At 62.9% G+C, this 13,076-nt stretch carries 15 protein-coding genes; 8 read left to right on the forward strand and 7 right to left on the reverse strand.

Going from position 1 to position 13,076, the window contains the following annotated elements; translation table 11 throughout:
• Nucleotides 1-39 precede the first annotated feature (39 nt).
• From ABEA12_RS16010 to moaA, 6 genes are all read right to left on the reverse strand, one after another.
• Nucleotides 40-1,326, reverse strand: a complete 1,287-nt coding sequence (locus tag ABEA12_RS16010) for a dihydrolipoamide acetyltransferase family protein (RefSeq protein ID WP_210101374.1) — start codon at nucleotides 1,324-1,326, stop codon at nucleotides 40-42.
• Nucleotides 1,327-1,335: 9 nt separating this feature from the next.
• Nucleotides 1,336-2,328 carry an alpha-ketoacid dehydrogenase subunit beta gene (locus ABEA12_RS16015; protein WP_210101373.1) on the reverse strand — a complete coding sequence of 331 codons (993 nt, stop codon included), beginning with the start codon at nucleotides 2,326-2,328 and terminating at the stop codon, nucleotides 1,336-1,338.
• The gene (gene pdhA, locus ABEA12_RS16020; RefSeq protein WP_210101372.1) at nucleotides 2,325-3,407 is read right to left on the reverse strand and encodes a pyruvate dehydrogenase (acetyl-transferring) E1 component subunit alpha; all 1,083 of its coding nucleotides are present in this window, start codon (nucleotides 3,405-3,407) and stop codon (nucleotides 2,325-2,327) included. Before pdhA ends, ABEA12_RS16015 begins: the two co-directional genes overlap by 4 nt.
• A 48-nt stretch (nucleotides 3,408-3,455) precedes the next feature.
• Nucleotides 3,456-3,995, reverse strand: coding sequence for a CBS domain-containing protein (locus ABEA12_RS16025; RefSeq protein WP_210101371.1), 540 nt, complete (start codon nucleotides 3,993-3,995; stop codon nucleotides 3,456-3,458).
• 259 nt (nucleotides 3,996-4,254) lie between these two features.
• Nucleotides 4,255-4,563, reverse strand: coding sequence for a MoaD/ThiS family protein (locus ABEA12_RS16030; RefSeq protein WP_210101370.1), 309 nt, complete (start codon nucleotides 4,561-4,563; stop codon nucleotides 4,255-4,257).
• Nucleotides 4,563-5,621: a GTP 3',8-cyclase MoaA gene (gene moaA, locus ABEA12_RS16035; RefSeq protein ID WP_210102611.1), complete on the reverse strand. Its 1,059-nt coding sequence runs from the start codon at nucleotides 5,619-5,621 to the stop codon at nucleotides 4,563-4,565. The genes ABEA12_RS16030 and moaA overlap by 1 nt, the downstream gene beginning before the upstream one ends.
• A gap of 421 nt (nucleotides 5,622-6,042) precedes the next feature.
• On the opposite strand from moaA, the gene ABEA12_RS16040 reads away from it, so the two are divergent.
• The 8 genes from ABEA12_RS16040 (at nucleotide 6,043) to ABEA12_RS16075 (ending at nucleotide 11,539) form a co-directional block, all read left to right on the forward strand.
• Nucleotides 6,043-7,260: a hypothetical protein gene (locus ABEA12_RS16040; protein WP_210101369.1), complete on the forward strand. Its 1,218-nt coding sequence runs from the start codon at nucleotides 6,043-6,045 to the stop codon at nucleotides 7,258-7,260.
• 272 nt (nucleotides 7,261-7,532) lie between these two features.
• Nucleotides 7,533-7,766 carry a DUF6480 family protein gene (locus ABEA12_RS16045; RefSeq protein WP_210102610.1) on the forward strand — a complete coding sequence of 78 codons (234 nt, stop codon included), beginning with the start codon at nucleotides 7,533-7,535 and terminating at the stop codon, nucleotides 7,764-7,766.
• Between the two features lie 149 nt (nucleotides 7,767-7,915).
• Nucleotides 7,916-9,172 (forward strand): molybdopterin molybdotransferase MoeA, encoded by a 1,257-nt coding sequence (locus tag ABEA12_RS16050; protein ID WP_210101368.1) that lies wholly within the window; start codon nucleotides 7,916-7,918, stop codon nucleotides 9,170-9,172.
• Nucleotides 9,169-9,699, forward strand: a complete 531-nt coding sequence (gene moaC / locus ABEA12_RS16055; protein WP_210101367.1) for a cyclic pyranopterin monophosphate synthase MoaC — start codon at nucleotides 9,169-9,171, stop codon at nucleotides 9,697-9,699. The genes ABEA12_RS16050 and moaC overlap by 4 nt, the downstream gene beginning before the upstream one ends.
• A complete protein-coding gene (locus tag ABEA12_RS16060) occupies nucleotides 9,696-10,199 on the forward strand; it encodes a MogA/MoaB family molybdenum cofactor biosynthesis protein (RefSeq protein ID WP_210101366.1) in 504 nt (167 codons plus the stop codon). The genes moaC and ABEA12_RS16060 overlap by 4 nt, the downstream gene beginning before the upstream one ends.
• Nucleotides 10,186-10,635: a molybdenum cofactor biosynthesis protein MoaE gene (locus ABEA12_RS16065; protein ID WP_210101365.1), complete on the forward strand. Its 450-nt coding sequence runs from the start codon at nucleotides 10,186-10,188 to the stop codon at nucleotides 10,633-10,635. The genes ABEA12_RS16060 and ABEA12_RS16065 overlap by 14 nt, the downstream gene beginning before the upstream one ends.
• Before the next feature lie 147 nt (nucleotides 10,636-10,782).
• Entirely contained in the window at nucleotides 10,783-11,025 is a 243-nt protein-coding gene (locus ABEA12_RS16070; protein ID WP_210101364.1) for a DUF6953 family protein, read from the forward strand.
• 280 nt (nucleotides 11,026-11,305) lie between these two features.
• Nucleotides 11,306-11,539 (forward strand): hypothetical protein, encoded by a 234-nt coding sequence (locus ABEA12_RS16075; RefSeq protein WP_210101363.1) that lies wholly within the window; start codon nucleotides 11,306-11,308, stop codon nucleotides 11,537-11,539.
• A 308-nt stretch (nucleotides 11,540-11,847) separates the two neighbouring features.
• Here the strand turns inward: ABEA12_RS16075 and ABEA12_RS16080 are convergent, their stop codons facing one another.
• Nucleotides 11,848-12,879 (reverse strand): DUF4389 domain-containing protein, encoded by a 1,032-nt coding sequence (locus ABEA12_RS16080; RefSeq protein WP_345468945.1) that lies wholly within the window; start codon nucleotides 12,877-12,879, stop codon nucleotides 11,848-11,850.
• Nucleotides 12,880-13,076 lie beyond the last annotated feature (197 nt).

Raw genomic sequence — 13,076 nt, forward strand, 5'->3', positions numbered from 1 at the left:
CTGAGCAGCAGAGCCAGCTGAATTTATCCGAGGGTTCTTTCAGATGATGATCCTGAGCGGTTCTTCAAGTGTGCGTTTGAGGTCGCGCATGAATGCCGCTGCCACGGCGCCGTCCAGTACCCTGTGGTCTGCGGTGAGGGTGATTTTCATGACCTGTCGGGTGAGCAGCTGGCCTTCGCGCACGTAGGGTTCCTCGGTGGTTGCACCCACGGCCAGGATGGCTGCTTCGGGTGGGTTGATGACTGCGGTGAAGTTGTCTATGCCGAACATGCCCAAATTGCTGAGCGTGAATGTTCCGCCACTGAACTCCGCCGGCACCAGTTTGTTGTTCCGGGCTTTCTGCGCCAGGGAGCGGCTTTCACCCGCGATCACCTCAAGGCCCTTGGTGGCCGCGTCGCGCACGACAGGGACGATCAGCCCGTCATCCAGAGCCACGGCGACACCGATGTGTGCGCGGGGGTGTTGCAGGATCTTGTCCCCGGCCCAGGACGAATTAACCTGTGGGTGGTCTTGAAGCGTAAGCGCACAGGCCTTGATGAGCATGTCGGTCACACTGACCTTGGCCCCGGACTCCGCGAAGCGTTCGTTGATCTCGGCACGGAGGGCAAAAAAACGGTCAACGGACACGACGTTGGTCAAAAAGAAATGCGGTGCGCCGGCGCTTTCGGTGAGCCTCTGGGCCATTACCTTGCGCATCATGGTCAACGGGATCTCCCGCGACTCCGCTTCGCTCGCGCCGGTGGCCGCGTCCGGGGCCCCTGCTGCGCGATCCCGCCTCGGGACCGGTTCCTGTGACTGGGCGGTCACCGCGGATTCGACATCCGCCCTGACAATCCTTCCGCCGGGTCCGGTCCCGATGATGCCGGCAGGGTCTATGCCATGCTCCTTGGCGATCCGACGGGCCAGCGGAGAGGAGAGTGGACGCCCTGATGGCGCGTCCGCGTTAGGCCGCTGGGTCTCAGGAGCAGAAGCCGGCTGCCGGTCCGTGGCGGGTTCCTTGTGCGGTTCCGTATCGGGGGCGGGGGACACCGGGGTCGTGGCCGGTGCCTCGGCATCCTTTGCTGGTGTGTCCTTCCCGCTTCCGGTGCCGGCCCCGGTGCCAATGATGGCGACGGGCCCACCGATGGGTACCGTAGCGCCCTCTTCGACCAAGTGCTTCTCCAGGACGCCCTCGTCAAAGGCTTCCAGGTCCATGGTGGCCTTATCGGTGTCTATTTCGGCGATGACATCGCCCTCACGGACTTGGTCGCCTTCATTTTTGATCCAGCGGCTGAGGACACCTTCCTTCATCGTGTCGGACAATCGCGGCATGTTCACCTCGGGCATCGAAATCTCCTATCGAGTGAAACTGGTGGCGTCGAGAAGCTCGCGGACAACGCGGATCAAGTCCTTTGCGGTCGGCAGTGCGGCGTCTTCGAGGGGCTTTGCGTACGGAAGCGGGACCTCTGCGGCTGCCACGCGCCGGACCGGTGCGTCGAGGTAGTCGAAGGCCCCTTCCATGAGGGTTGCCGAGATCTCCGCACCAATGCCGTAGCTGAGCCAGTCATCCTCGAGCACCACCGCCCGGCTGGTCTTTCGAACCGAAGCACATATCGTTTCCCGGTCCAGCGGCCGCAGGCTGCGCAAGTCCACCACTTCCAGGGAAATTCCTTCTTCCTCCAGCTGTCGAGCCACCTCAAGGGCCACCGTGGTGGCACGCGAATAGGTGATGACGCTGATGTCCCGGCCTTCCCTGGCCACTGCGGCCTTGCCGATCTGCCCGATATGCTCCCCGTCGGGCACTTCGCCAGTGGTGTTGTAGAGCGCGAGGTTCTCCAGGAAAATCACGGGGTCATCGTCGCGGATGGCCGCCACCAGAAGGGCCTTGGCGTCCGCCGGCGAGGAAGGGGCCACGACCTTGAGCCCGGGGATGTGCGCGTACCAGACCTCCAGGTTCTGTGAGTGGGTGGCAGCAAGCTGCTGCCCGCCCCCGCCGGGCATCCGGATCACCAGCGGCACGGCGGCCTGCCCGCCGAACATGCCGTAGATCTTGGCAGCGTGGTTCACGATCTGGTCGATGGCTATCAGCGAGAAGTTCAGTGTCATGATTTCGACCACCGGTCGCATGCCCAGCATCGCGGCGCCGACGGCGGCACCGACAAATCCCTCTTCGGCGATCGGCGTATCGCGCACGCGACGAGGACCGAACTCGGTCAACAGCCCGGCCGTAATCTTGTAGGACCCTTCGAAAAGACCGATTTCCTCGCCGATCAGGATGACATTCTCGTCCCGGAGCAACTCCGAACGTAGGGCGTCATTGAGCGCCTGTCGATACGTGATGGCGCTCATCGTGGCTCCTTCTTCGCCGGGTCCAGTTTCCCGGTGACCGGTTCCCCGGGCAAGGTGTTGGGTGAATTGGCTACGGGGGTGGCGTAGGCGTAGTCGAAGAGCTCATCGGGGGTAGGATCTTCGCTGGCATCGGCGAAGGTGACGGCGGCCTCGACCTGTGCCCGGGCCTCGGTGTCGATCTGCTGTGCTGCCGGCTCATCGAGCAAGCCCGCCTCGAGCAACTGCCGGCGGAAGGCGGGAACCGGATCGGCTTCCTGTGCCTCTTCGACGTCTTGGCGGGAACGGTAGCGGGCGGGGTCAACGACGGAGTGTCCGCGCAGGCGCGAACTGACCAGCTCCAACAAGAAGGGTTCCCGTTCGATACGGGCGCGGTCCAACGCCTTGGTCGCCGCGTTACGCACCGCAACAACGTCGTTGCCGTCCACGCGCTCGCCTTCGATGCGGTAGGAACAGCCGCGTTTGTACAGGTCGGGTTCACCGGCTGCGGCCTTGACGGTGGTGGCCATGCCCAGTCCGTTGTTGATGATGACGTAAACGATCGGCAGGTGCCAGACCGCCGCCAGGTTCAGCGATTCATGAAAAGCCCCGATGTTGGTGGTTCCATCGCCAAGCTGGCACATGACCGCTTCCGCCTCGGGCCCCGGATCCCCGCGGTAGGTCAGGGCCAGTGCAGCCCCGGTAGCGGGAGGGATCTGTCCTCCCACGATTCCGTAGCCGCCAAGCATGCGGGTTTCGGTGTCGAACAGGTGCATCGAGCCACCACGGCCCTTGGATACCCCGGTGGTCTTTCCAAAGAGTTCGGCCATGACGGCCCCGGTTTCCATTCCCCGGGCCAGTGCGTAACCGTGGTCACGGTAGTTGGTGAAGAGGTAGTCCCGCGGCTTCAGCGCAGCCATCAGCCCCACGACACTGGCTTCTTCACCCAGGTTGAGGTGGCAATACCCGCCGATTTTCGCCCGCTTGTACATTTGGTCGGCCGTCAGCTCGAATCGGCGGATGAGGGCCATCTGCCGGTAATACCCGATGAGTGTTTCCGGTGTCTCCTCACCGGACTCTTGCTGTTCCGTTTGATCGACCATTGCGTTCCTCCTTCGGCGGCTTTTCTCCATGCAGGTCCAGCGTGAATGCTAGGGGCCGGGGTATTGCTCCTGAAGCGTGAAATCACCGGTGCTTCCGCACGTCGGGCAGTTTTCGGGAGGTTCGTAGCCGCGGGCCGGTTGGCCGCACTTTCCGCACGCCCATTCGGTGGTCAGCAAGGCCACGACATCGCGGCGGCTGACGATCCCCACGAGCCGCCCCTTTTCAATCACCGGTAGCCGTCCCATCCGTTGGTCCACCAGGAGGGCCCGGATATCGGATACAGGCGTATCGGCGGAAACGCTGATGACAGCGCAGCTCATCACCTCGGCGGCAGTGTGTCCGGGTTTGGCGAGTACATCGTATTCGCTGACCAAGCCCACCACATGCCCCGATTCATCCAAAACCGGCACCGCACTAATGCGGCGGTTGCCCAGGATCCCGGCGATTTCCTCGATAGAGGTGCTTGGGGAAACCGTGAATACCGGTGAGCTCATGATCTCGGCGGCCGTTGCGGAGGTGTGCGCGAGGGCTGTTTCCGGATGCGCAGAAGTACCTCGGGGATCGCCTGCGCCAGTTAGATTGCCCATATCCACAGTCTGCCTTCGAGTGGCTGTACAAGCCAGAGCGAAGGCCAAAGCGTCGGTCAGGCCGGGAATGGGGTGATTGCGAAAATGCCTCTCAAAGTATCACGAGAAGCGCGGAGGGCCGTTTAGGCGACACCAAGCAGCGCCACCCCTGAGAGCCGAAGTCATGGGGCAGTCAGAAGCGGGATTCTGCTCAATGCCAAGGCAGACGCCGAATGGCACGGGGCTTGTGTGGGGGAGGAACCTGGCTCTGTGTTTTCACCTAGCCGCCGGCGAAGGGCGGAAGCACGTCGAGGGTGTCTCCGGAACGCATGATGGCCGAGGAGTCTTGTTCGCTGACACCGTTGAGAAGGAAGCTGCAGCGACCCAGGACCGTGGCCAGCGAGGTGGTCTTGCGCATCAAGGGACCATCGAACACCGGCGCTGCTGCAGGGATGTTCCTGGCCAAGTGTTCGAGCACCGCGCCCAAGGTGGTTTCCGTACCCTCGGAGCCAGCAATGTCACGGGGATCGAGGTGTTCCTCGGTCGTGCCGGCGGCCTGTGCGGCAGCGGCAAAGTATCGAATGTCCACTATCCTCCGATCGCGCTCATGGAGCGGTCAGACCGGACAAAATCCTTCGAGCCCAGCCCGGTATGGTCCATGCCGTGTGCCTTGGGCTTGCCCCACATCGCAGCGCGCCAGCGCTCGGCGATCGCCTTGTCATCCGATCCGTCGCGCAACAAGGCGGTGAGGTCGGTTTCCTCGCGGGAGAACAAACAGCTCATCACCTTGCCCTCGGCGGTGATGCGGGTGCGCAGGCAGTCGGCGCAGAAGGGTTCGGACACCGAGGCAATGATGCCTACTGTGCCAAGGATGGTGTCCGGGTCCTCCTTGCTGGAGACCCTGAAACGTTCCGCCGGGGCACCGTCGCGCGGTTTGGTGTCGGGCGAGAGCACGAAGCGGGTTTCCAAGTAGTCACGCAGCATGGCGGCGGTGACCATGTTCTCTTCGCGCCACACTTCATCGGCATCTAAGGGCATCTGTTCGATGAAGCGTAGTTCCAGGCCGCGTTCCAGGGCCCAGGCGAGCAGCTCGGGCGATTGCTCGTCGTTGATCCCGCGCATGAGTACCGCATTGATCTTCACCGGGGCCAGGTTTGCTGCCAGCGCGGCATCGATCCCGGCGAACACCGAGTCGATGTGGTCGCGGCGGGTGAGCTTGGCAAAGGTCTCGGCATGGATCGTATCCAGGGAGACATTGATGCGGGTGAGTCCAGCCTCGGCGAGGAGTTCGGCTTTCTTGGCCAGCCCTACCCCGTTGGTGGTCAGCGAGATGGGAAGGTCTGGGTGTTCGGCGCGGACGGCGGCAATGATCTGGGCGAGGTCCACGCGTACCAAGGGCTCGCCACCGGTCAGGCGCAGTTCGCGTATGCCCAGGTCGGTGACGCCGATGCGCACAATCCGGGCGATTTCCTCAAGGGTCAGCAACTTGGACTTGGGAAGCCAGGCAAGTCCGTCGGCGGGCATGCAGTAGGTGCAGCGCAGATTGCACTTATCGATCAATGAGATGCGCAGGTCGGTGGCCTGCCGCCCGAACTTGTCACTGAGGCCCGGGGAATCGGCCGGGGCCGGAGTGAGGATCGTGGGCATGGGCAGGCTGACGGTGGTGCTGGGTTGAGAACTGTTCGTCGCCATATATCGAGCGTAGACCACGGGTGGGGCTTTGGCTTCGTGTGCGGCTTGGCCCTTGGCGGACACAGTTGGTGTGCCAGCTACGCCAATGCAACATCTGAGCGCTTTTCGTTGAGTATTTGCGGTATTTTTATGCATTTTCTTCACGTATTCAAGGAATGGGATGAACCGGGCTCCGCGCGCTGGCCTAAGGAACTTTCCGTCTTCCTTCGGGAGTTCACCAGCACGCGCCCGTCCGAAAGATGTGAACTCGTAGATGCACTGCTGCGCGCGGGTATGCTTTCCGAATGGGGTGCCAAGGCCCTGTCTGGTCACGAGCATCTCGGCCCAGGTCCTGCCCCCAAGCTTCCTTCCGGCGAGAATTGAAGGACCACTTCGCATGAACCGCAACCACGGCCAGCGCCAAGACGCTGGTGATAGTGACGGTGCTCCGCCCGCGGAGGCCGCGGCCCTGCCTCCGGCCGTATTGAGGGTACAAGAGGATTTCTTCGCGATGCGCCATAACTTCCGGAACTGGCTGGAAGTCACCGATCCACAGTTCGATCCCAATGCGGCGATGAATGAGCTGGCCTTCCTGCTGGCCAATTGCGCAGCGCGGGATCGGGCATTTGATGCCACAAACCCATCCGTGGACACTGTGCGCGGCGTACTGGGCATGTTGGAGGACCAATTTCCGCAATCCCATGCGGAGACGAGGGCCGGGCTGGGTCGTTTCATGGAGTTCTTGGACGAGTCGCAATTGTTTTCAGGCAGCGACGACTCTTATGAACAGGTCTACGACCTGGCAACCGATGAGGATGATGACCCGGAACCCCAAGACCTTGTCCAGGGATGGACCGAGGTTCGCCCCGCGGTCCTGTATTCCTCGAGTTTGGGCGAAGACGAGACGTTGACGGCCATGGAGGCCCTGCCGCTGACGGAGAAGGCCAGGAGCTTTTTGAGCTGGATTGGCAAGAGCAAGGAAGTCACCGGACGCGGGGTGCTGCGCCGCAAGGACATCCAAGCTGCGGCGGCGAGCCTGGGAGAAGATGCGGTCGGCGTGGCCACGGGTTCCGCCCCGGACTTCTGGGAGCCTGAAGCCGCGGGAAGGTTCGAAGTGCGCTCGATGTCGGAGGCGCCGCAGCTGGACCTGTATTGGCAAATGCTGAGGTATTCCGGGCTCATCGAATTGACCAGCACGCGAATCCGCCCCACCGAACGTGGCCTGGCATTCCTGGCCGGGGAACCGAAGACGAGTGCCACGGCGGTCCGATCGATGGCCACCACCGCCTACAAGGTGCTCGCCGGGGTGATATCGAACAGCAACGGGGAGGTGCATTGGCATAGTGCCGAAGCGGGAACGCTGCTGCTCGATGGAGCAACGGTTGAGCCGCTGGAGACGAGCTACGTACTTGAGGGAACCTATGAGGGGCGATTCATGTTCGAACCCCTGGCCGAAGTTCTCTCCGGTGCCTTGAGGCGAGCCGTCATGCGTTGGATCGCGGACGGCTTACTTGATGCGGAGGAGTATGTAGTGGTCCCCGAGGTGTTGCTGCCCTCCCTCGCCGATGCCTTGGCCGAAACCTACCGGGCCAGCATCGGTGGTCCCCGGCATTGACGTCAACACCGGGCAGGGCGTCCTTGCCCGGTGCTTCCATACCCGGTTCGGCCAGAGCAGAGTGCCGACGATCGCGTGCTATGCCGGAAATCACAGCACCGACCTCATGCGGCAACGCGCCGCTGGTGTAACGTGGGGCACAATCGCCCAGCGGTTGTTTTCGGCCCTGCGGAACCACTGCATCCACGGACGCCGGGTGCGCAAGGGCTCCGCAGTGTTGCGGAGCTTAGCGGTGCCAGTCAATAGGAAGAATTAAAGTTCAGGAGCGCATGATGACCAGCCAGAACCCGGATCCCGAGGAAGAGAACATCACCGGTCTTGAGCCCGGGGGTGGTGTGCCCCCGGGTGAAACACCGCCCGGCGAAGGTAGCGTGGCCGGGGATCAAGGCCACGATGAAGGTACCTCGCACATGAACCGCCCGATTCCTTGGTTGATAGGCATCGGGATCGTATTCGTTGTGATCATCGCGCTCGCCGTGGTGGGACGGGCGATGGCATTGTTCTAAACCCGGTTCCGAATCGCCAACGAACGACGCCTGGGCAGCAACCCAAAGTCTCGTGGGTTGCCTCGGTGCTAAGCCAACAGCGATTCGTTGTCCCCCCATGCCGCGGCCATTTGGCACGGACGTGGGAGTGCGCACATAGGATGGAGTGCATGGAAGCACCCTTTCGCCGAAGTGTCCCGGAACATCGTGAAGCCATTGAAGAAATGCTGGGCGTCGCGTTGCGCGACCTGGGCGTCGAAACCATTGATCTGGATGGTGCCCTCAGACGCAGGCTGGCACAGGACCTGGTGGCTCCGCGGGCGCTACCACCTTGGGACAACTCGCAGATGGACGGCTACGCCGTCCACGCGGATGACTTGGGGGTCATCCCTCTGTCAGTGGTGGAAACCATTGCCGCCGGCCAAGCGGCCCACGCCTTGGAACGAGGCACGGCAGCGCCGATCATGACCGGTGCCCCGATGCCTGCAGGAGCCAATACCGTGATCCCCATCGAGGCTGCCGTCCCCGACCGTTTCCCCCTTGAATCCGAATTGGCACAGGGTTTCACCGTTGTGCTTGGCACCGGCGCCGCGGAGGGAAGCTATGTGCGCACCCGGGGCAGCGACATCGACGAAGGTGCGGTGGCCCTTGAGGCAGGAACCGTCATGGGGCCCACTGCCTTGGGCATTGTTGCCGGACTTGGCATTGCCCAGGTGCAGGTCATTGCCAAGCCACGGGTGTTGCTGCTCTCCACCGGGGACGAGCTGGTGGCCCCCGGCACAGAGCTCGCCCCGGGGCAGATCCACGATGCCAACACCACGCTGTTGCGCACCGCCCTGCGCGCTGCGGGCTGCCAGGTGGACACCGTGGGTGTCCTGGATGATTCTCCTGCCACCTTCACCACCTCGATGCGCGAGGCATTGAATGCAGCCGAACACCCCTATCCGTTGGTGATCAGCAGCGGGGGCATCTCCAAGGGTGCCTTCGACGTGGTCAAGGAGGTGCTGGCTAACTACGGTGTCGCGTTCGGTTCGGTGGCCATGCAGCCAGGCGGACCACAAGGGGCGGGAATGCTTTCACTGCCCGGCTGCGATCCGGTGACCTTCATGGCGCTGCCGGGAAACCCGGTCAGCGCCTTCGTCAGCTTCGAGATGTTCATCCGCCCGGTGCTGGCAACCGCACTTGGGCTCCCCGCGCGCACCGTAGCCATAGCCACCCTCACCGAGGACATGGAATCGATGCCGGGCAAGATGCAGGTGCGCCGCGGCACCTTCACCGACGGGGCCTTCACCCCGATGGGCGGGGCATCCTCCCACCTGCTCGCCGCCTTGGCCGCGAGCAACGCATTCATCCTCATTGACGAGAACACCACCCACCTTGACTCGGGAACCCGTGTCAACGTCCTGATCATTGGAGATGGCGCATGAGCCAGGAAACGACCCCAGGAAAGCTTTCGCACGTGCGTGAAGACGGAAGCGCGCACATGGTTGATGTTTCCGACAAGGCCGAAACCAGCCGGCAGGCCACCGCCGAGGCGTACGTGCACACCACCGAAGAGGTGATGGCGCTGATCAACACCGCCGGGATGCCCAAGGGCGACGCGCTCGCCGTGGCCCGCATCGCCGGGATCATGGGGGCCAAGAAGACCTCCGAGCTGATCCCGCTGTGCCACCCGTTGCCCATCTCCAAGGTCGTCATCGACTTCGACCTGGATGCAGCTAACGCCGTGCGCATCGAGGCCACCGTGAAGACCCGCGGGGTGACCGGGGTCGAGATGGAGGCGCTGACCGCGGTGTCCACTGCGTCGCTGGCTCTGTATGACATGATCAAGGCCGTCGACAAGCACGCAAGCATCACCGATATGCGCGTGCTGGCGAAGTCGGGAGGCAAGTCCGGTTCCTGGGACATTGCCCCGCAACGACACCCGAACCCCGAAGGAGAAATACAAGCATGAGCGCCTGTGAACCACTGGGAGCCCCGCGCAAGGCGGCCATCCTGATCTCTTCCACCCGTGCGGCACTGGGGATCTACGAGGATGCCAGCGCACCGATCATTTCCGATTGGCTCCAGGAACAGAACTTCGACGTCATGGAACCGGTCATTGTGCCCGATGGCCCGGCCGTCGGTGCCGCGCTGACCGGGATGCTGCTGGCCAAGCCGAGCGTCATCATCACTTCCGGCGGAACCGGGTTGAGCCCGGATGACACCACTCCGGAAGAAACCGAGAAGCTGCTGAACTTCACCGTGCCCGGGATCATGGAGGCGCTGCGTGCAGCGGGCCGGGAAAACACCCCGATGGCAGCGTTGAGCCGAGGGCATGCCGGTGTCACCGGGGCGACGTTCATCGTGAACCTGCCGGGATCCCCGTCCGGTGTCATGGACGGGCTCAGCGTGCTGACCCCGCTGTTGACCCACATCTGCGAGCAGCTTGAAGGCTCCCATGCCCACCACTAGCGCCAACGAGGGGCCCGGCGAGGTCATCTTCGCCGGTATCAGCGACACCCAGCTCGAGGTGGAGACCGCATGGAACGCCGTGGAATCGGCGCATACCGGTGCGGTTGTCACCTTCGGCGGGATCGTGCGCGACCACGATTCTGGGCGCGCGGTGACGCAACTGAACTACAGCGCCCACCCCAGCGCACCGGCCCGCATGGTCGAACTGGTCACCGAGGTAGCCGAACGGCACCCCGGCACCAGGGTTTGGGCCGCGCACCGGGTGGGGGAGCTGCACATCGGGGATCCTGCCTTGGTGGCTGCAGCGGCCTCGGCACACCGTGCGGAAGCCTTTGCCGCGTGCTCCGACCTGGTGGAAACCGTCAAGGCCCACGTTCCGGTATGGAAGGAACAGTTCTTCGCCGACGGCGAGGTTCAATGGGTCGGCAGCGCCTAACACCGGAAACGGCATTGCTGCAGGGACGGTCACCGGGACGCAAGTGACCTGCATCATTTCACCTGTGCTCGCACCGGCACGGCTGGCCAACGCCGGAAAAGAGCGCGGTGGTGTGCGGGGGCCCTTGAGCACACGTACCCTTGTTCAATGACCAATGCACCAGAAATTGCCCAGTGGGTCCTTGACCTGATCCACGAAGAGAAGACCGTTCACCAGGAAGCCGTCGTGCCGCGCATTGCCCAGGCCTTTGGCGAGGAATGGGTCTACACGACCGACAAGGGCCACCTGGCCATTAACCGTGATGTGCTCAAGGAACTGCGCAAGGTCCGTGATTCCTCGGTCCGCTGGGACCGCGAAGAGCGCTGCTGGACCGTTCTCGAAGCCAGCTAGAGGCACCTGCACACGAGGCCTCCTGCACTTACCCAGGGGGCCTTTTCTGCGCCCGGAGACATGGGCTTCTGGCCATGAAGGAATGCACCATAGGGCTGAAAAATGCCTCCGGGGATTTGAATCCGGAGCCAACGCGGGTCAGGGGCCTCATTCCTTCTTCCACGGATCCGATCCGTGGCTTGTACGAATCGTGAGTGGTCGATTCCGGATGGCGCGAAGGGCCTCCGGTGTTGTTCCGGGCAGCTCCCTGGCGTGAAAACGCAAGGTGGTACGGTGAGGCATGGCACGCAAGAAGAAAAGCGGGGATAGCCGCAGCCGGAAGGTTTCCGGGCAGTGGGGCATCGGCTTTGCCCTTGGCATCGGAATTGGAATCGCGCTGGGGATAGCAATGGACAACATCGGCGTGGGCATAGCGATCGGTGGCGGAGTCGGTGTGGCCCTGGCCATTTCCTTGGATGAAGAGGCCAAGCGTCGCAGGAAACGCGGTGCTGACCGCGAGGATCCGGACGGCTAGCGGATACGGATCAGTTCCCCGGAGCACATCAACCTCGACGGTGTCCCATGCTTCGCCCCCGCAGTAGGACGTTCGCAGGAACCGGGAAAACCGTGGGTGGGAGCCATCTTCCCGTTCGGCGTTCTTCCGCCCAGGATGCCATGGCGAAAGCCGGCAGGTATCCCGGTTGGCGTTGGGGGTCTTGCTGAAGCCACCGATTTTCGTTGCCGTACGTTCAAGGCATTCAAGGCATTCAAGGCACGCGATGAACGGTGTGCACCGGACTTCGGAAGCTGGCTCGCTGCCAACCGCTGCCGGTAACGGAAGCGCTACTCCATGGGTTGGCTCGATGCGTCGTATGGCGGGGGAGCGTATGAGCCGGTGCGGAGCTCTTCCGAGCCAGGGTCCCCGGGACCTTGGTCCAGCCGGAACGGTGGGTATTCATCGCGCAGGAGCAGGGTGTAGGCGGAAACCCGGTAGATCCACCGGTTGATGCCCATGACCAGGTCGAAGAGGGAACGCTGGTAGCAGCCGGTGAACAGAAGCATGAGGGCGGCGATGAGCACCAGGATGCCCAGCAGCGAAAAACCGGCAGCCTGTCCGACATCCGATGTCCACGTACCTGAATCCTCCCACTGCGAGAAGTCGTTGGTGGTGATCCGAGACATGCCGGTGTCGTTTTGGTCCCACCACGACCACACCGTGCCGGTGAAGACCGAGACGATGATCAGATGGGGGATGGCCAACAACCACCATTTGACCAAGACCAGTCCGCGGGAAAGCCGCTGGGGGTAATCGACGTCAAAGTCGGCCGGATAATCGGTGGACGCGAGGGTGAACGGCGGGTACCTATCGGTGGCCAGGGCCGAGTAGGAGTAGAAGGCGACCCGCCAGCTCCAGCGCAGCACCCCGACCGCAAAGTCGAAAAGCGGCCGCGGGTATCGTCCGGTGAACAAGATGGCGAAGCCGGAAATGATCGTGGTGAAGAGCAGTGCAAACCACAGGAAAAACAGGATGAAGAAGTGCGGGATGGCTAAGAGCCATTTGACCAGCCATAACCCGCGAGACAACGGTGCATCCAGATGTCCCTCAAGCCGAGCAGGATAATGCCTGCCTGTCTGCGCCGGCATCGCGACGTCGGCCCGCCAGGATAGTGCCGGCCTGTCCCTGCCAAGAAGGATTGCGCCAAAGGTGATCAATCCGGCGCCGATGAGCAGCGCGATGACTCCGCTGAGCCACAGCCCACGCGGGAGCTGTCCCAGCAGCGTGGAATTGAAGGCAGCCTGGACATTCGCCGAGACCCCGTCACTGGCATCGGCATTCATGATCACCAGCTCCCAGTCACCGCTGAGCAGCTCCATGGTGACTTCCTGTGTCCCGGGGCCAGCCGCCGAGGTAGCCCAAAAACCTTGCTCGCTTGGCGGTGCCGGGGCTGTCAATGGCAGTTTGAAATTGCCCATCGGCGGCCAACGAAAATGACCAGTGGCGGCAGCCCCTTGACCACCAGCGGCAATACGAATTGACCACTGGCGGCAACGGAATTGACCAGCCGAACGGG

The sequence above is a fragment of the Paeniglutamicibacter antarcticus genome (assembly GCF_039544305.1).
Classification (GTDB): Bacteria; Actinomycetota; Actinomycetes; order Actinomycetales; family Micrococcaceae; genus Paeniglutamicibacter; species Paeniglutamicibacter antarcticus_C.